This is a genomic window from Paracoccus chinensis, assembly GCF_900102885.1.
Taxonomy (GTDB): domain Bacteria; phylum Pseudomonadota; class Alphaproteobacteria; order Rhodobacterales; family Rhodobacteraceae; genus Paracoccus; species Paracoccus chinensis.
In genome coordinates, this window is sequence record NZ_FNGE01000001.1 from 169,559 (window position 1) to 186,385 (window position 16,827).

A 16,827-nucleotide genomic window follows, 5' to 3' on the forward strand; every position below is an offset into this window, starting at 1 on the left:
CCTTCAAAGCAGAAAGCCGCGCGAGGGGCGCGGCTTTCAAGGCTGGATGGCAGGAACGGATCACTCCGCCGCTTCGGCGTAGGCCTCCAGCGGCGGGCAGGTGCAGATCAGGTTGCGGTCCCCATAGGCGTTGTCCACCCGCCCGACCGGGGGCCAGTACTTGTCCACCCGGAAGGCCCCGGGCGGGAAGCAGCCCTGCTCGCGCGAATAGGGGCGATCCCATTCTGCGACGAGATCCTCGACCGTATGAGGGGCGTGGCGCAGGGGACTTGCCTCGGCGTCGATGCGGCCCTCGGCGACTTCGGTGATCTCATCCCGGATCGCCAGCATGGCGGTGATGAAGCGGTCGATCTCGGCCTTGGTCTCGGACTCGGTCGGTTCCACCATCAGCGTGCCCGCCACGGGCCAGCTCATCGTCGGCGCGTGGAAGCCGTTGTCGATCAGGCGCTTGGCGATGTCATCCACGGTCACGCCATGTTCGGCGAAGACACGGGTGTCGATGATGCATTCATGCGCGACCCGGCCACGGTTGCCCATGAACAGGATCGGATAGGCCCCGGCCAGCCGCGAGGCGATGTAGTTCGCGTTCAGGATCGCCACGCGGGTCGCCTGCGTCAGCCCCTCGCCGCCCATCATGCGGATGTAGGCCCAGGAGATCAGCAGGATCGAGGCCGACCCCCAGGGCGCGGCCGAGACCGCCCCTGCCCCCTCGCGCGGGTCGGCGGGCAGATAGGGGGCCAGGTGCGCCTTGACGCCGATCGGGCCCATGCCTGGGCCGCCGCCGCCATGCGGGATGGCAAAGGTCTTGTGCAGGTTCAGGTGGCTCACGTCGCCGCCGATCTCGCCGGGCTTCACCAGCCCCACCAGCGCGTTCATGTTGGCGCCGTCGATGTAGACCTGGCCGCCGTGTTCGTGCGTGATGCGGCAGACCTCGCGCACGGTGTCCTCGAAGACGCCATGCGTGGACGGATAGGTGATCATCACCGCCGCCAGCCTGTCCCCGGCCTTCGCGGCCTTGTCGGCGAAGTCTTCGAGGTCGATGTCGCCGTTCGGCGCCGACTTCACCACCACGACCTTCATCCCGCACATCTGGGCGGATGCCGGGTTGGTGCCATGCGCGCTGGTCGGGATCAGGCAGATGTCGCGGTCCTCGCCATTCGCCTTGTGATAGGCGGCGATGGTCAGAAGCCCCGCATATTCCCCCTGCGCGCCGCTGTTGGGCTGCAGCGAGAAGGCGTCATAGCCCGTGATCGTGCACAGCTTGTCGGACAGGTCCTTGAAGACCCGGTGATAGCCCGCCGCCTGCGCCTGCGGCGCAAAGGGATGCAGCATGGCGAACTCGGGCCAGGTCAGCGGCATCATCTCGGCCGCGGCGTTCAGCTTCATGGTGCAGGACCCCAGCGGGATCATCGCCCGGTCCAGCGCCAGGTCGCGGTCCGACAACCGGCGCATGTAGCGCATCATCTCGGATTCGGCCCGGTTCATGTGGAAGACCTGATGGGTCAGGTAGTCGCTTTCGCGCAGCAGATCCTGAGGGATCGCGGGCTCGGTGGCGGGTTCGGCCGGATCGGTGATCCCGAAAGCGTCCAGCACCCGCGCGATCACGCCCTCGTCCGTGGTCTCGTCCACGCTGATGCCGACGCGGTCGCGGCCGACGCGGCGCAGGTTGATCCCGCGCTGCTCGGCGGCGGCGAGGATGCCCGCCTGTCCCACGCCCACGCGCACGGTGAAGGTGTCGAAGAAGGCGTCCGTCTCGACCTCGGCTCCGGCGGCGCGCAGGGCATTGGCCAGCGTCACCGCGTTCAGATGCACCCGCTGGGCGATGGCGCGCAGGCCCACAGGCCCGTGGAAGACGGCATAGAAGGACGCCATGACCGCCAGCAGCGCCTGCGCCGTGCAGACGTTGCTGGTCGCCTTCTCGCGGCGGATATGCTGCTCGCGCGTTTGCAGCGCCAGCCGATAGGCCGGGCGGCCCGCCGCGTCGATGGAAACGCCCACGATGCGGCCGGGCATGGCGCGCTTCATCTCGTCGCGGCAGGACATGAAGGCGGCATGCGGGCCGCCATAGCCCATGGGGACGCCGAAGCGCTGGGCCGAGCCCACGCAGATGTCGGCGCCCATCGCCCCCGGCTCCTTCAGCAGGCACAGCGCCAGCAGGTCGGTGGCGACGATGGCGACGGCGCCCGCCTTGCCCAGCGCCTCGCAGTCGGCACTCAGGTCACGGATATGGCCGAAGGTGCCGGGATACTGGAAGATCGCGCCGAAGACCTTCGACGGATCGCAGTCCTCGGGCTTGCCGCGCAGGATCTCGATCCCCAGCGGCTCGGCCCGCGTCTCGATCACGCTGATGGTCTGCGGATGCAGGTTGTCGCTGACAAAGAACGCCTTGGCCTTCGACTTCGCCACCCGCTGCGCCATGGCCATGGCCTCGGCCGCCGCCGTCGCCTCGTCCAGCAGCGAGGCGTTGGCGACCGGCAGCCCGGTCAGGTCCGCCACCATGGTCTGATAGTTCAGCAGCGCCTCGAGCCGCCCCTGCGCGATCTCGGGCTGATAGGGCGTGTAGGCCGTATACCAGGCCGGGTTCTCGAAGATGTTGCGCTGGATCGCGGGCGGCGTGACCGTGCCGTAATAGCCCTGCCCGATCAGGCTGGTCATGACGCGGTTCTCGCCCGCGACCTCGCGCATCAGCGACAGCATCTCGCGCTCGGACAGAGCCGGCCAGTCCAGCCGGGTGTCCTGACGGATCGACCCGGGCACGGTCTGCTCGATCAGCTGGTCAAGGCTGCCCGCGCCCACGACCTTCAGCATCTCCTCCATCTCGGAAGGGGAAGGACCGATATGGCGGCGGTTGCCGAAATCGTCGGGGTTGTAGGAGGTCGGGTTCCAGCGGGTCATGGGATCGCTCATGTGCAAATGGCCACACCGGGCCGGATTACCTGCATCGGTGGCGCGGCCGTTCGCCGCCCGCGCCTCGTTCTTCTTCGCTCAAATATCCCGTGGTCCGGCAGAGCCCCGGACCGGCGGCGAAATCTCAGCCGATCAGTTCCTGATAGGCCGACTCGTCCATGAAGCCGTCCAGCGACACGCCGTCAGCGGGCTTGATGCGGAAGAACCAGGCCGACATCGCGTCCGAGTTCACGTCGCCCGGCGCATCGGCCAGCGCCTCGTTGACGGCGGTGATCGTGCCCGCGACGGGCGCCACGATGTCCGAGGCGGCCTTGACCGATTCGATCACCACGATCTCCTCGCCCGCCGCGACCTCGCGCCCGGTTTCGGGCAGCTCGATGAAGACCACGTCGCCCAGCTGCTCGCTGGCATGGGGGGTGATGCCCACGACGATCTCGTCGCCCTCGGCGCGCAGCCATTCGTGGTCGGAGGTGTATTTCAGCATGGGGCGCCTCAACGTTTGTAGGTGGGTTTGACGAATGGCATGGGGGCGATCACGGCCGGCAGGCGCTTGCCGCGCAGTTCGGCATAGACGGTCGCGCCTTCGGGGATCTCGGCGGGCAGGCTGGCCATGGCGACCGGCGCCCCGACCGAGGGGCCGAAGCCGCCCGAGGTCACGCGGCCGACCGGCTCGCCGCCCTCGGCCTCGGCAAAGACCGGCGTGCCTTCGCGGATCGGGGCGCGGCCCTCGGGGCGCAGCCCGCGGCGGGCGCGCGAGGACTTGCCGAGTTCGGGCAGGATCGCCCCGGCGCCTGGGAATCCGCCTTCGCGCTCGCCGCCCGCGCGGCGGACCTTGGGGATCGACCAGCCGAGACCGGCCTGCGCGGGCGTGACCCCGGTATCCATGTCGTGGCCGTAAAGCGGCAGCCCGGCTTCCAGCCGCAGCGAGTCGCGGGCGCCGAGACCGATGGGCGCGACGCCCTCCTGCGCCAGCAGGGCGCGGGCGAAATCAGGGGCACGGCTCTCGTGGATGCTGATCTCGAAGCCGTCCTCGCCGGTATAGCCCGAGCGGCTGACCCACAGCCTGTCGCCTTCCCAGGTCAGATCGACGGCATCCATGAAGCGCAGGTTGGCGGCATCCGGCACCAGAGCCGCCAGCGCGGCCTCGGCCCCCGGCCCCTGCAAAGCCAGCAACGCACGGTCGGTCACGACTTCGGGCGCCAGCCCGGTCGCGGTCATGTGAGCGATGTCCTGTTCCGCGCAGGCGGCGTTCACGACCAGCAGCAGGTGGTCGCCCTTGTTGGCCACCATCAGGTCGTCAAGGATGCCGCCCTCGTCGTTGGTGAACAGCCCGTAGCGCTGCCGCCCCCGGGCAAGCCCCACGATGTCGGCGGGCACCAGGCGCTCAAGCGCCTGCGCCGCGTCCTCGCCGCGCAGGATCACCTGCCCCATGTGGCTGACGTCGAACAGCCCGGCGGCCTTCCGGGTGTGCAGATGCTCGCCCAGCACGCCCATGGGATACTGGACCGGCATCTCCCATCCGGCAAAGGGCACCATCCGGGCGCCGAGTTCGATATGCAGGTCGTAAAGCGGCGTGCGGCGCAGTTCGGTCATGGCATCTCCCCTGGCGGCCAGCGGCCGCGTGTCGATGCCCCCTCTGTCCCTGCCCGCAATGGGCGCCTGAGATCGTTATCCTTCGGCGGGCCGCCCCGAGAGGCAAGCCACTCTTCAGAGTTTTATGTGGACGCGGTCTTTCTGCCTGAGAGTTTACCGGGGCGGTTGCTCCTTCGGCCCTGGCCTGCGCCAGCGTCTCCCGTCATCCACGACTTTGGTAGCAGCGCAGGTGGCGCGCTGGCAAGGGCCTTTGAGCCGGGGCCGGCACCGGCACCTGCCCGTCAGGGATAGATCACGACCGGCACGCCGGGACGGACCATCGCGAAGATCTCCTCGATCTCCTCATCGTTGACGGCGATGCAGCCTGCGGTCCAGTCGCGGTTCTTCTGCTTGTTGCCGTAGGGTCCGCGGCCATGGATCATGATGTCGCCGCCCGGCTGCTGGCCCAGCATCATCGCCCGCGCCTTGTCGGTCGGATCGGGATAGGAGATCCCCAGCGACAGGTGATACTGGCTGTTCGGGTTCTGCCGGTCGATGAAGTAGATGCCTTCCGGCGTGCGGCCGTCGCCTTCGTAAAGCTTGTGGCCGATCGGCTGGAAGCCCAGGCCGATGTCATAGGCCTTCAGCACCGTGCGGCCGCTCAGCAGGAACATCTGCCGGTCGCCCTTTTCCACCACGACCTGCGTGACAGGCGGGCCGTTGTAGGTGCGGAACTTGCTCTTGGGCTGGCTGCTGCCACAGGCTGCCAGCAAGACAAGCGCGGTCAGCGCAAGAAGATTGCGGATGGTCGAGATCATCACTGCCCCAGAATCGCTTATTTGCGTCTTATTGATCGAGCGTTACCACAACCGGCGGTTTTCCGCCAACTCTGTCTCTCGACAATCTTAAGCAGTTCCAGCGGCCCTAGTGCGTGAAAGCCGCAGTCAGTTCGACATGGGGCGACCAGCGGAACTGGTCCACGACCTCGATCCGGCCTAGCGCATAGCCTCCCTCCAGCATCACACGCGCGTCCCGCGCGAAGGTCACGGGATCGCAGCTCACCCATGCCACGACTGGCACAGACGACTGCGCCAGCGCCGCCGCCTGCGCGGGGGCCCCGGTGCGCGGCGGGTCGATCACCACCGCGTCGAAGCGCGCCAGCTCATCGGGCAGCAGGGGCCTGCGCGCGAGGTCGCGGACCTCGGTCGTGACCTTCCTCAGCCCCGGCGCCGCGCGCCAGCCCGCCTGCAGCGCGGCCAAGGGCGTGGCCAGCCCCTCGACCGCGTGGACCTCGGCCGTTTCCGCCAGGGGCAGCGTGAAGGTCCCGGCGCCGGCAAAGAGATCGGCGATCCGCCCTGCCCCGCCCACCGTGCGGCGGACGAAGTCCAGCAGCGCCGCCTCGCCTTCCACCGTCGCCTGCAGGAACCCGCCGGGCGGCGGCACGACCCGTGCGCGGCCGAAAGGCACTGCGGGAGGGCGGATCACCAGCGGCTCGCCATCCCAATCGAGTCGCGCCCAGCCCGCTGTCCCGGCCAGCACCGCGAGTTCGCCCAGCAGCGCGGGCGTCATCGGCTTGCCCCCGCGCACGGCGAGATCCAGCCCGGCGGGCGTCTCGGTGACGACCAGTGACAGTTCGGCCGCCCGCGAGCCGCCCAGGCTCACCAGCTGCCGAAGATCGGGCAGGGCGGCCAGGATCGCGGGCCGGACCACGAGGCATTCGGCCACGTCCACGATCACGTCCGAGGCCCGCTGGTGGAAGCCCACCAGCGCCCCGGCCTTGGTCCGCCGCCCCGACAGCACCGCCCGGCGGCGCGAGCGCGACGGAGAGATATGGACTTCCCCCACCTCGACCTCGATCCCCTGCGCGGCCAGCGCCGTCCGCACCACCTGCGCCTTCCAGCCCGCGACGAAACCGTCGCTCGCGTGCATCAGCGAACAGCCGCCGCATTGCTTGTAGTGGGGGCATGGCGCCCGCACCCGGTCCGCCGAGGGCGTGACGATCCGCGGCCTGGCGATCCGGCCATCCTCGGCCTCGCCCTCGATCTGCTCGCCCGGCAGCGTCAGGGGTGCGAGCGCACGCTCCTCCCCCCGCACCGCGACGCCGTCGCCGCGCCGGCCCAATCGCTCGACAGTCCAGGTCATTCGGCGGCCTGCGCGTCCTCGGGCTCGGTCCCCAGGAAACCGCCCGACTGCCGGTTCCAGTAGCGGGCGTAAAGGCCGCCCCTGGCCAGCAACTCGGCATGGCTGCCCTGCTCGACGATCCGGCCCGCGTCCATGACGACGATGCGGTCCATCTCGGCAATGGTGGACAGGCGATGGGCGATGGCGAGCACCGTCTTGCCCTGCATGATCCGGTGCAGCGAGTCCTGCACCTGCGCCTCGACCTCGCTGTCAAGCGCGCTGGTGGCTTCGTCCAGCACCAGAATCGGGGCGTCCTTGACGAATGCGCGGGCCAGCGCGATCCGCTGCCGCTGTCCCCCGGACAGCTTCACGCCCCGCTCGCCCAGATGCGCGTCGTAACCCTTGCGGCCCGTGGAATCCTGCAAGCCGAGGATGAAGTCATGCGCCTCGGCGGCCTTGGCGGCGGCGATCATCTCCTCCTCGGACGCGCCGGGGCGGCCGTAAAGGATGTTGTCGCGGGCCGAGCGGTTGAACATCGCCGTCTCCTGCGTGACCATCCCGATATTGCGGCGCAGGGATTCCTGCGTGACCCCGCGCACGTCGAAGCCGTCCACGCGCACCGCGCCCTTTTCCACGTCATGCAGCCGCAGCAGCAGCGAAACCAGCGTGGACTTGCCCGCGCCCGAGGCACCGACGATCCCGATCCGCTCTCCGGGCGCGATCCGCAACGTCAGATCGTCGATCCCGCCGTCGCCCCGGCCGTAGGAGAAGCTGACGCTGTCGAAGACGACCTCGCCCCGCAGCCGCCTAAGTTCCACCGCATCCGGCGCATCGACCAGCGTGTGCGGTGGGGACAGGGTCTGCATCCCGTCCTCGACCTCGCCGATGGACCCCCAGATGCCCATCAGCGACATGCTGACCCAGCCGGTCATCTGCGCCAGCCGCATGGCGATGGCGCCTGCCGCCGCCACGTCGCCCGGCGTCGCCGCGCCGCGTTGCCACATCATCACCGCGCCGCCGACCAGCACCACCGGCAGGATGCCTGCGACCAGCGTCAGGGACAGCCGGAACCAGGTGTTCAGCCGGCCGAAGTCGATGGCGCGGTCGCGGAAGGTCTCCATCGCGCCCAGCGCCGCCTGGTCCTCGTATTCGGCACTGGCGAACAGCTTGACGGTCTTGATGTTGGTGATCGTGTCAACGACCTGCCCCGTGATCATGGCCCGCGCACTGGCCCGTCCCTTGGACTGGGCCCGCACGCGGGGCAGGAAGAAGCGGATCAGCGCCAGATAGACGACCAGCCAGACGACCAGCGCCACCGCGGCCCAGGCGTCGATCGTCACCAGGAACAGCGCCGAGCCCAGCACCGCCGAAAGCGCGAAGGTGCCGGTGTTGACCATCTCGCTGGCGACGTCGGTGATGGCGCGGGCGGTCTGCATCTGCTTCTGCGCGATGCGTCCGGCGAAGTCATTGTCGAAGAAGGTGACCGCGTGCCCCATCGTCCAGCGGTGCAGGCGCGACAGCACCAGAGGCAGGATGTTCGGGCCGATGATGACGTTCGACGACGCCGCCGACAGGCCCATGATGACCGGTCGGGCAATCAGGAAAAAGGCGACAAAGGCGGCGATCAGCAACCCCTGATCGACCAGCACCCGCCCGCCCGACTGCGCCACCGCATCCACGACCCAACCCAGCAGCGTGGCCGAGGCGACCTCGGCCGCCCCAGACAGCGCCGAGGTGAAGGCCGCGACCCCCAAGCCACCCCAGGCCCCTGACAGCGCCCAGCGGAAGAAGGCCAGCAGCGTGCGGGGCGGCGGCCCGTCGGCGGGGCGGAAGGCGTCGATCAGCCGCTCGAAAGTCTGGTGCAGCATCATGGCGCTTCTCCTGTCAGCAGGGCGATGTCCACCAGCGCGGGCGCGGGCATCAGAAAGTCGCTTTCGATCCACGCCGCTTCGGCCGCCTTGAGGCCCCGCCCCAGCGCCGGTCCCGACAGCCGGTGCGACAGGTCGGCGGCGGAAATCGGCAGCACCTGTCGCGCCGCGAAGTCGATCTGCTCGCGCCAGTCCGCCCGCAGCGCCTCGCCGCGCGAGGCCCGCAGCAGGGCCAGCTGCCCCGCTCGCCCGGCCCCCAGCCGATAGGCCGCCTCGCCCAGCGTCAGACCCGAGTGCAGTTCCTCCTGCACCCGCGCCTCCGCCCGGGACAGCCGCAAGGCGCCTGCCGGGTCGTCCGCCCCAAGCGAGGCAAGCCGAAGCTCCCAGTCTTTCTTCTTTGTTAAAATATCCCGGGGTCCGGGGCAGCGCCCCGGTCCGGCATCTCCATCCGGCGCCACCGCGCAAAGCGCAGCCAGACCCCCAGCCCTTGCCCCCTGCAGCACCTGCGCCAGAACGCCAGCGTCCTCCATCAGCTGCACCGCCTCCACGGGATTATCCGCCGACAGGAGCTTCCGCATCTCGGCCCCGATCCGCTCGCGCGAGATGTGCGCCAGCCCACCGGCATGGCGGGCACAGGCGGCCAGCGCCTTGGCGTCCGCCGCGCCGGGGCGGCCGTAATGGGCATGGAAACGGAAGAAGCGCAGGATGCGCAGATAATCCTCGGTGATGCGCTCGTCGGGGTCGCCCACGAAGCGCAGGCGCCGGGCGGAAAGGTCGGGCAAGCCCCCCACGGGGTCCAGCACCTCGCCCGAAGGCTCGGCATAAAGGGCGTTCATGGTGAAGTCGCGCCGCGCGGCGTCGTCCTCGATCCGGTCCGAGAAATCTACGACAGCGCGGCGGCCATCCGTTTCCACGTCGCGGCGGAAGGTCGTGACCTCGAAGCCGCGCCCGTCCGCGACCACGGTGATCGTGCCGTGCTCGATGCCCGTGGGCACCGGCTTCAGCCCTGCTGCCCGCGCGAGGTCCACCACCCGCTCGGGCAGCGCGTCAGTCGCGATGTCGATGTCCTCGACCGGCTGGCCCAGCAAAGCGTTGCGGACCGCGCCGCCCACGACCAGGGCCCGGTGCGGCGACAGCGCCGCCAGCACCCGGCGCAGGGCGGAGTCGCCCATGATCGCCTCGGGCATCCTCATGCGGAAAGCCTTTTCGCAAGCGCCAGCAGCACCCGCGCCGTCGCGCCCCAGATGTAATAGGGACCGAAGGGCGCCACGTGATAGGATCGCCAGCCCCCACGCCAGAGCCGCCGCTCAAGACGATAGTTCCCGGGATCGGCAATGTGAGCGAAGGGCACGGTGAAGGCCTCCTCGACCTCGCCCGCCTCCGGGACCGGCGTGAAGGACCCCCGGATCATCGCCAGCACCGGTGTCATGGCAAAGCCGGTGACCGTACGGTGCGGCGGCAGAACGCCCAGCACCTCGACCTGCGTGGGGTCCAGCCCTACCTCCTCGCGCGCCTCACGCAGGGCAGCGGCAGTCTCGTCGGTATCATCCGGATCGACCTTGCCGCCGGGCAGGGCGATCTGGCCCGGATGGTGGCGCAAGCCGCTCGCGCGCTTGGTCAGCAGCAGCCGCCCGTCCTCGTGGAAGGCGGCCAGCACCCCCGCCGGCCGCGCCGGAAGGTCCGCCGGGATGGCCCCGTTCCGGTCGAAGTCCGAGGTGGCCCCGGCGGGCACATCGAGCGCCCGCTTGAGCCTTCCCCGGACCTCGGCCGCCTGCAGCATCAGCCGCGCTCCTCCGCGCCGGACAGGGCGTTGCCGTCGGCGTCCACGGTCGCCTCGAAGCCCAGCGAGGCCGGGTCGAACTCGTAATGCGCGCCGCAGAACTGGCAGTCGGCGGTGACCGTGCCCTCGTCCGTGGTCATGTGGCGGATGTCCTTGGCCGAATAGATAGACAGCGTCCCGCGCACCCGGTCGGCCGAGCAGGAGCAGCCGAACTCGACCCGCTGGGGATCGAAGACGCGCGGCGTTTCCTCGTGGAACAGGCGCACCAGCAGGTCGGTGGGCGCGACCGAGGGGCCGATCAGTTCCATCGACTCGACCGTGGACAGCAGGTGGTTGGCGCGGTTCCAGTCCTCGGACTGCGCGCCCTGCAGGATGTCGGCGGCCTCGATCAGCCCATGCTCGCCCGAGCCGCCCTTGCCCGCGTCCATCGGCTGCGCCGGCAGGGTCTGCAGCATGACGCCGCCCGCGCGCCAGCGTTCGGCGTCACCGGCCATCCGGCTTTGCCCGTAGGACAGGGTGAAGCTGGTCGGGATCTGTTCGGACTGGGCAAAATAGGTGCCCGCGCAGGCTGACAGCGACCCGCTCGCCAGAGGCGTGATCCCCTGGTAGGGCAGGTTGCCCGCGCCCTGGTCGATCAGGATGGCGAAATAGCCCTCGCCGATCTGCTCGAACGGCGTGCGGTCGTCCAGCCGGTCGGTGTCGAAGCTGGCCCAGGCGCGGATGCGGGCAGGGCCGCCGTCCGAGGCGGGCGCGTAATAGTCCGCCGCGATGGTGCGGACGGCGCCATTGCCGCGCACCTGGATCGACAGCTTCCAGCGCAGCTTGATCGTGGGCCCGATCAGCGCAGTCAGAAGCGCGACCTCGGCCACGAGCGCCGCCACGGGGGCAGGATAGTCGTGGCGCGACAGGATATGTTCGAGCACGCCGTCCAGGCGGGCCACGCGTCCGCGCACCCCCGAACGGTCAAGCTGGAAGGGCAGAACGGTATCGTCCCAGGCGATCTGGTTGATGTTGGTCATGGGGGCCTTTCGGAAATCTGCGCGCCAAGGGTCGCGGCGCGGCGTCGCCCGCCAATATAGGCAGGCGCGCGCGCCAACCCAAGGTCAGGCCCAGCCGGCCATGTTCTCGGCGATCACCCCGGTCAGGACGGCGATATGGGCGTCGTCGTCGTTCAGGCAGGGGATGTAGGTGAAGCCCTTGCCGCCCGCGTGCTCGAAGGCCTCGCGGATCTCGCCGTTGATCTCCTCCAGCGTCTCGATGCAGTCGGCGCTGAAGGCGGGCGAGATCACCGCGATGTCGGTGATGCCGTGCTTCGCCAGTTCCGCCACATGCTCGACCGTATAGGGCCGCAACCATTCCTCGGTCCCGAAGACCGACTGGAAGGTGGTGTCGATCGCGTCCTCGGGCCAGCCCAGCCGCTCGCGCAGCAGGCGCGAAGTCTTCTGGCACTGGCAGTGGTAGGGGTCGCCTTCCATCAGATAGCGCCTGGGCATCCCGTGATACGAGGCCACCAGCTTCTGCGGGCGGCGGCCCCCCAGCGTGCGTTCGACCGACTGAGCCAGCGCCTCGATATAGTCGGGGCGGTCGAAATAGGGCGGGCAGACGCGGGCCGAGGGTTGCCATTTCTGCGTCATCAGCGCGCGGAAGAACTGGTCGTTCGCCGTGGCCCAGGTGGCGCCCGCATATTGCGGATACATCGGCAGGAAGACGATCCGGTCGCAGCCCGCCTTGACCATACGTTCCACGGCCGACTGGGTCGAGGGATTGCCGTAGCGCATGCAGAAATCGACGATCACCCGGTCGCCCCACCGTTCGGCGCAGGTCTGGCGCAGCTTGGCGACCTTGGCCTTGGTGATCGTCATCAGCGGGCTTTCGTTCGCCTCGTTGTTCCAGATCGAGCGGTAGTTCCTGCCCGAGGTGAAGGGCCGCTTGGTCAGGATGATCCCCTGCAAGAGCGGCTGCCATTTCCACGCCGGATAGTCGATCACCCGCTTGTCCGACAGGAACTCGCTGAGATAGCGGCGCATCGACCAGTAGTCGTGGCCGTCGGGCGTGCCGAGGTTGGCCACAAGGATGCCGATCTTGGGCTGCGGCAGCGCCGGATGATCCTTGGGGGCGTGGCGCGGCTGGCTCAGGTCTTGCGGGCGAGCGTGCTGGTTCATTGGGTCCTCTGGCTCAGCGCCTCGGCCAGGCTTTTCCTGGCGGATCCGGGGCGCAGGGGTTTCGGCTGGTTCTCGGCGGGGGCCCATCCGGTCAGGAACATCAACTCAAGCTCGAGCCGGATGCGGCCGGGGTCCTGGGGATCGGGGGCGGTGTCGGAAAGGATCTGCGCCGCGCGCAGCAGCACGTCGCGGCGCGTCGGGTGCCGCAGGCGGCGGTCGAGCGCATTGCCCTCGCCCATCGCGCGCAGGTCGCGGGCCAGGTGGAAGAAGTCGCGGTAGCTGACCTTCTGGCTGATCTGGTCGGCCACCGGCAGCGCCAGCCCCGCGCGGGCCAGCAGCGCGCCGAGGTCGCGGATCTCGCCCAGGGGCACGACGCGCGGCGAAAGGCCCCCCGTGACCTCGACCTCGGCCTGCGCCAGCGCGGCGCGCAGGGGGGCGAGCGTCTCGCCGCCCGGCAGGACGGCCATGAACAGCCCGTCCGGCACCAGCGCGCGGGCCGACTGGATGATCTGTCCCACCGGATCGTCGGCCCAGTGCAGCGCCAGCACGTGGATCACGAGGTCGTGCGCGCCCTGCTCAAGGTCCAGCACGGCCTCGTCCGGCACCACCCGGGCGCCGGGCATCGCGGCGGACCAGAACGCGGGATGGCCGGTCACGACGGCGGGCGCGGTAAACCTTCTGTTAATCTCGGAAAGCCTATCCTGGATCTCGTCCAGCACCAGCGCGTGCAGCCAGTCCTCGCGCCCCGTCCGGGCGGCGCGGGCGCGGTTGCGTTGCAGCGCAGGGCGGTCGGTCAGGCGCGGCGGGGCGCTGGAGGAGGGGGCAGGGGCGGACATGGGACTGCAACTTAGGGCCTTCGGTGCGGTGATGAAAGCGGGGCGCACGATTCTGTTCCCGCCGCAATGCCTCGATTGCGGGGCGGGCGTGGCCGAGGACGGGGCGCTCTGCCCCGCCTGCTGGCGCGAGGCCGAGTTCATCGGGGCCTGCCTGTGCGACACCTGCGGCATTCCCCTGCCCGGCGACGGCGGAAACGAGGCGGGGCTGCGCTGCGACGACTGCCTCGCCCGCCCGCGTCCCTGGACGCGGGGCCGGGCAGCGGTGGTCTATGCGGGCAGCGGGCGGCGGCTGGTCCTGGCACTGAAGCACGGGGACCGGCCGGACCTTGCCCCCGCGTTGGGCCGTTGGCTCGCGGCGGCCGCGGCACCGCTGGTCGCGCCGGGCATGGTGGTGGTGCCGGTGCCGCTGCATCCCCGTCGGATGCTGGCGCGGAAATACAACCAGGCGGCGCTGCTGGGCGCGGCCGTGGCACGCATCCACGGCCTGCGGCTTGAAGCCGCAGGCCTGAGGCGGGTGCGGCACACGCCCATGCAGGACCACGGGTCGGTGGGTGACCGCTTCGCCAATGTCGAGGGCGCGATCCGGGTGGCCGACCGCGTGCGGGCGCGGCTCGAAGGGCGACCGGTGCTGCTGGTCGATGACGTGATGGCCTCGGGGGCGACGCTGGCGGCGGCGGCACGGGCTCTGGCCGAGGGGGGCGCGGGACCGGTCTCGGTCGCGGTGCTGGCGCGGGCCGTCAAGGAAGGCAAGCCAGGCGCCGCGGTCACCGAACCGCCGGAATGAAGCGCCGCAGCGAGGCACATCCCCGAGACCTCATTCGCCGCAGGGTCATCCCGCACCCCCTTGCATGGCTACAGCACGCAGCGCCCTGCCGAAGCGACTGCCATCCTGCCCGGCGGCCGCAGGATTTCCGGGCAGGAACGCAAGCATTCAAGATAAGTTATCCTTCGACCTCTTTCCAACCGTCACAGGGATTTGCATCTTTTCTCCATGCTGCGGATCAACGACACCATTGCCCTTGCGGACTGGGAACTGTCCGAGCAGTTCACGCGTGCCCAGGGACCGGGAGGACAGAACGTCAACAAGGTCTCGACCGCCGTCGAGCTGCGCTTCGAGGCCGAGCGTTCGCCCCACCTGCCCGCGCCCGTCAAGGCGCGGCTGCGGCGGCTCGCGGGTCGGCGCTGGACCTCGGACGGCGCCATCGTGATCCAAGTCCAGGACACCCGCAGCCAGGCCCGCAACCGCGAGATCGCGCGCGAGCGGCTGGCCGAGCTGATCCGCTCGGCTCTTGCCGCCCCCCGCCCCCGCATCGCCACACGCCCCACGCTGGGCAGCCAGCGCCGCAGGCTGGCCGCCAAGGCGCAGCGCGGCACGGTCAAGGCCCTGCGCGGCTCGGTGAGCACGGCGGACGACGGATGATCGGGCTGCGCCAGCGCCTGGCCCGGCTTCTCGGCGCGCGCCGTCCCCGCCTGCAGGTGGGGGCGGTCTGCCGCGATGCTGCGACGGGCGACGTGCTGATGATCACCAGCCGCGGCACGGGGCGCTGGATCATCCCAAAGGGCTGGCCCATGCCCGGCCGCACCCTGGCCCAGGCCGCCCTGCAGGAAGCGTGGGAAGAAGCGGGGGTGCGCGCTCCAGCGGCTCAGGAACTGGGCGGCTATCTTTACGACAAGGCCCAGGACGAGGGCTTCGCCATCCCGGTCGAGGTGCGGGTCTTCGTGGTCCCGGTCGAAACCCTGGCCGACCAGTGGCCCGAACAGGCCCAGCGCAGCCGCCGCTGGTTTCCCCCCGCCCAGGCGGCCGCGCTGGTGGCCGAGCCCGAACTTGCCGCCCTGTTGAAGGGACTTGCGCGCGTCCCTGCGCCCGCACTCCGCCCCGCGCGCGCCTAACCGGGGGATGAGCAGCTTCCGCACCCTCGACAAGGACCTCGACCGCGTGGCCAATGCCGAAAGCGCCGGGGTCCATTCCTTGCGCGCGGTGTCGCGGCTGGGGCTCGCCCTGACCTTTGCCGCACTCGTTGCGCTTGTCGGCGCGGTCGTGACAGGCGGGACCGCCGCGCCCGGCATGATGATCGCGGGCCTGCTGGTGGCGGCCTTCCTGGCACTGACGATCGGCGCCAACGACGTGGCGAACGCGCTCGGGCCTGCTGTGGGCGCGGGGGCGGTCTCGATGAAGACGGGCCTTCTCCTTGTCGCGCTGGCCGAGGTCGCGGGCGCGATGCTGGCGGGCGGGCGCGTCACCGAGACGCTGACCACCGGCATCCTGCCGGCCGAACTGATGCTGCAGGGCACCGCCCCCGCCACGGTCATGCTGGCCGCGATGCTGGCCGCCGCCAGCTGGATCGCGCTGGCCACCTGGGCAGGCGCGCCTGTCAGCACGACCCATGCGGTCGTGGGCGGCATCGCGGGCGCGGGGCTCGCGGTCTTCGGCCCCGGCGCGCTCTACTGGGGCGGGCTCGCACGGATCGCGACGGTCTGGGTCGCCTCGCCCATCGCGGCGGCGCTGGTGGGGGCGGCGCTCTTGGCGGTGCTGCGGCACCTGATCCATCGCGCGCCTGACCGGACAGAGGCGGCCGTGCGCTGGCTGCCCTGGCTTGTGGGAGTCATCGCGGCAGTGCTGGCGGTCAACGCGCTGACACTGGGCGGCGCGCGGCCTGCGCTGGTCATTGTGGCGACGCTGGCCATCGGCGCGGGCGCCGTCCTTGCCGCCCGCATCCGCATGGCCGGAGAACTCGCGGCGGGTCATCCGAGCCGCCAGATGCTCGACCGCCTGCTGGGGCCGCCACTGGTGCTGGGGGCGATCCTGATGGGCTTCGGCCACGGCTCGAACGACGTGGCCAACATCGTGGCGCCCCTGGCGGTGCTGGTGCGCGCGGCCGCGATGTGGCCCGAGGCGGGGCCTGCCTCGCTGCGCCTGCTGGCGCTGGGGGGCGCGGGGATCGCGGTGGGCGCCCTGCTGTTCGGGCGGCGGATCGTGCACATGGTCGGCAGCCGGATCACCCGGCTGAACACCGCCCGCGCGCTCTGCGTGCTGCTGGCGACCTCGCTGACGGTGCTGGTGGCGACGCGGCTGGGGATGCCGGTGTCCACCACCCATGTCGCCGTGGGCGGCGTCTTCGGCGTCGGCTTCTACCGCGAATGGGAAGAGCGGCGCTTCCGCCGGACCCGGCCCCGCAAGCCCCTGCCACCCGAGGAACTGCATCGCCGCCGGCTGGTGCGCCGCTCGGCCGTGCTGCGGACGCTGGCCGCCTGGGTGGTGACGCTGCCCGCCGCGGGGGCGTTGGCCGCCGTCATCGCCCGGGTGATCGCCTGACGCCCTCAGAAGGCGCGGAAGGTCATCGTGGTCAGCGTGCGGTTGATGCCGGGGATGTCGAACAGCCGTTCGGACAGGTAATGGCCCACGTCCTGGTCCTCGGGGACATACACCTTGGCCAGCAGGTCGTATTCGCCCGAGGTCGAGTAAAGCTCGCTCACGACCTCGCGGTCGTAGATGGCATCGGCGACCTCATAGGTCTTGCCGGGGGTGCAGCGGAACTGGACAAAGACGGGACGCATGGGAACCTCGCAGGAAGGGCGCGGGC

16 protein-coding genes and 1 riboswitch are annotated in these 16,827 nt (G+C 70.3%); of the genes, 4 read left to right on the plus strand and 12 right to left on the minus strand.

The genetic code is table 11. The annotated features are described in order from the left end of the window. Positions 1–60: 60 nt before the first annotated feature. The 11 genes from gcvP to BLQ03_RS00820 all read right to left on the minus strand — a co-directional run bounded on the left by gcvP (position 61) and on the right by BLQ03_RS00820 (position 13,246). Entirely contained in the window at positions 61–2,895 is a 2,835-nt protein-coding gene (gcvP, locus tag BLQ03_RS00770; RefSeq protein WP_090751643.1) for an aminomethyl-transferring glycine dehydrogenase, read from the minus strand. Positions 2,896–3,031: 136 nt separating this feature from the next. Further along, positions 3,032–3,388: a glycine cleavage system protein GcvH gene (gcvH, locus tag BLQ03_RS00775; protein WP_175558739.1), complete on the minus strand. Its 357-nt coding sequence runs from the start codon at positions 3,386–3,388 to the stop codon at positions 3,032–3,034. Between the two features lie 11 nt (positions 3,389–3,399). Next, on the minus strand, positions 3,400–4,500 hold the full coding sequence (gene gcvT, locus BLQ03_RS00780; protein ID WP_090751647.1) for a glycine cleavage system aminomethyltransferase GcvT: 1,101 nt from the start codon (positions 4,498–4,500) through the stop codon (positions 3,400–3,402). A gap of 124 nt (positions 4,501–4,624) precedes the next feature. Further along, positions 4,625–4,712, minus strand: a riboswitch (glycine riboswitch). A 69-nt stretch (positions 4,713–4,781) separates the two neighbouring features. Further along, entirely contained in the window at positions 4,782–5,297 is a 516-nt protein-coding gene (locus tag BLQ03_RS00785; RefSeq protein WP_090751649.1) for a L,D-transpeptidase family protein, read from the minus strand. A 106-nt stretch (positions 5,298–5,403) separates the two neighbouring features. Further along, positions 5,404–6,621: a class I SAM-dependent RNA methyltransferase gene (locus tag BLQ03_RS00790; RefSeq protein ID WP_090751651.1), complete on the minus strand. Its 1,218-nt coding sequence runs from the start codon at positions 6,619–6,621 to the stop codon at positions 5,404–5,406. Next, positions 6,618–8,471: an ABC transporter ATP-binding protein gene (locus tag BLQ03_RS00795; protein WP_425415705.1), complete on the minus strand. Its 1,854-nt coding sequence runs from the start codon at positions 8,469–8,471 to the stop codon at positions 6,618–6,620. Before BLQ03_RS00795 ends, BLQ03_RS00790 begins: the two co-directional genes overlap by 4 nt. Beyond that, positions 8,468–9,661: a CCA tRNA nucleotidyltransferase gene (locus BLQ03_RS00800; RefSeq protein ID WP_090751653.1), complete on the minus strand. Its 1,194-nt coding sequence runs from the start codon at positions 9,659–9,661 to the stop codon at positions 8,468–8,470. The genes BLQ03_RS00795 and BLQ03_RS00800 overlap by 4 nt, the downstream gene beginning before the upstream one ends. Then, a complete protein-coding gene (locus BLQ03_RS00805) occupies positions 9,658–10,248 on the minus strand; it encodes an NUDIX hydrolase (protein ID WP_090751655.1) in 591 nt (196 codons plus the stop codon). The genes BLQ03_RS00800 and BLQ03_RS00805 overlap by 4 nt, the downstream gene beginning before the upstream one ends. Further along, positions 10,248–11,267 (minus strand): Hsp33 family molecular chaperone HslO, encoded by a 1,020-nt coding sequence (hslO, locus tag BLQ03_RS00810; protein WP_090751657.1) that lies wholly within the window; start codon positions 11,265–11,267, stop codon positions 10,248–10,250. The genes BLQ03_RS00805 and hslO overlap by 1 nt, the downstream gene beginning before the upstream one ends. Positions 11,268–11,351: 84 nt before the next feature. After that, a complete protein-coding gene (gene hemH, locus BLQ03_RS00815) occupies positions 11,352–12,410 on the minus strand; it encodes a ferrochelatase (protein WP_090751659.1) in 1,059 nt (352 codons plus the stop codon). After that, on the minus strand, positions 12,407–13,246 hold the full coding sequence (locus BLQ03_RS00820) for a class I SAM-dependent methyltransferase (protein ID WP_090751661.1): 840 nt from the start codon (positions 13,244–13,246) through the stop codon (positions 12,407–12,409). The genes hemH and BLQ03_RS00820 overlap by 4 nt, the downstream gene beginning before the upstream one ends. Here BLQ03_RS00820 and BLQ03_RS00825 point away from each other — a divergent pair. The 4 genes from BLQ03_RS00825 to BLQ03_RS00840 all read left to right on the plus strand — a co-directional run bounded on the left by BLQ03_RS00825 (position 13,245) and on the right by BLQ03_RS00840 (position 16,559). Continuing rightward, positions 13,245–14,030 carry a ComF family protein gene (locus BLQ03_RS00825; protein ID WP_245688622.1) on the plus strand — a complete coding sequence of 262 codons (786 nt, stop codon included), beginning with the start codon at positions 13,245–13,247 and terminating at the stop codon, positions 14,028–14,030. The two genes, BLQ03_RS00820 and BLQ03_RS00825, sit on opposite strands and share 2 nt — an antisense overlap. A gap of 207 nt (positions 14,031–14,237) precedes the next feature. Continuing rightward, positions 14,238–14,666 (plus strand): alternative ribosome rescue aminoacyl-tRNA hydrolase ArfB, encoded by a 429-nt coding sequence (arfB, locus tag BLQ03_RS00830; RefSeq protein ID WP_090751663.1) that lies wholly within the window; start codon positions 14,238–14,240, stop codon positions 14,664–14,666. Continuing rightward, positions 14,663–15,136 (plus strand): NUDIX hydrolase, encoded by a 474-nt coding sequence (locus BLQ03_RS00835; RefSeq protein WP_090751665.1) that lies wholly within the window; start codon positions 14,663–14,665, stop codon positions 15,134–15,136. The genes arfB and BLQ03_RS00835 overlap by 4 nt, the downstream gene beginning before the upstream one ends. Positions 15,137–15,143: 7 nt before the next feature. After that, a complete protein-coding gene (locus BLQ03_RS00840) occupies positions 15,144–16,559 on the plus strand; it encodes an inorganic phosphate transporter (protein ID WP_090751667.1) in 1,416 nt (471 codons plus the stop codon). Positions 16,560–16,564: 5 nt separating this feature from the next. On the opposite strand, the gene BLQ03_RS00845 is transcribed toward BLQ03_RS00840, so the two are convergent. After that, positions 16,565–16,801 carry an Lrp/AsnC ligand binding domain-containing protein gene (locus BLQ03_RS00845; RefSeq protein ID WP_090751669.1) on the minus strand — a complete coding sequence of 79 codons (237 nt, stop codon included), beginning with the start codon at positions 16,799–16,801 and terminating at the stop codon, positions 16,565–16,567. Between the last annotated feature and the right edge of the window lie 26 nt (positions 16,802–16,827).

Coding starts and splice junctions, on each gene's coding strand:
- BLQ03_RS00785 (WP_090751649.1), bottom strand. CDS start 5,297: ATGATCTCGACCATCCGCAATCTTCTTGCGCTGACCGCGCTTGTCTTG.
- arfB (WP_090751663.1), top strand. CDS start 14,238: ATGCTGCGGATCAACGACACCATTGCCCTTGCGGACTGGGAACTGTCC.
- gcvP (WP_090751643.1), bottom strand. CDS start 2,895: ATGACCCGCTGGAACCCGACCTCCTACAACCCCGACGATTTCGGCAAC.
- hemH (WP_090751659.1), bottom strand. CDS start 12,410: ATGAACCAGCACGCTCGCCCGCAAGACCTGAGCCAGCCGCGCCACGCC.
- gcvT (WP_090751647.1), bottom strand. CDS start 4,500: ATGACCGAACTGCGCCGCACGCCGCTTTACGACCTGCATATCGAACTC.
- BLQ03_RS00805 (WP_090751655.1), bottom strand. CDS start 10,248: ATGCTGCAGGCGGCCGAGGTCCGGGGAAGGCTCAAGCGGGCGCTCGAT.
- BLQ03_RS00835 (WP_090751665.1), top strand. CDS start 14,663: ATGATCGGGCTGCGCCAGCGCCTGGCCCGGCTTCTCGGCGCGCGCCGT.
- BLQ03_RS00820 (WP_090751661.1), bottom strand. CDS start 13,246: ATGTCCGCCCCTGCCCCCTCCTCCAGCGCCCCGCCGCGCCTGACCGAC.
- BLQ03_RS00800 (WP_090751653.1), bottom strand. CDS start 9,661: ATGAGGATGCCCGAGGCGATCATGGGCGACTCCGCCCTGCGCCGGGTG.
- BLQ03_RS00795 (WP_425415705.1), bottom strand. CDS start 8,471: ATGATGCTGCACCAGACTTTCGAGCGGCTGATCGACGCCTTCCGCCCC.
- BLQ03_RS00840 (WP_090751667.1), top strand. CDS start 15,144: ATGAGCAGCTTCCGCACCCTCGACAAGGACCTCGACCGCGTGGCCAAT.
- BLQ03_RS00845 (WP_090751669.1), bottom strand. CDS start 16,801: ATGCGTCCCGTCTTTGTCCAGTTCCGCTGCACCCCCGGCAAGACCTAT.
- BLQ03_RS00790 (WP_090751651.1), bottom strand. CDS start 6,621: ATGACCTGGACTGTCGAGCGATTGGGCCGGCGCGGCGACGGCGTCGCG.
- BLQ03_RS00825 (WP_245688622.1), top strand. CDS start 13,245: ATGGGACTGCAACTTAGGGCCTTCGGTGCGGTGATGAAAGCGGGGCGC.
- hslO (WP_090751657.1), bottom strand. CDS start 11,267: ATGACCAACATCAACCAGATCGCCTGGGACGATACCGTTCTGCCCTTC.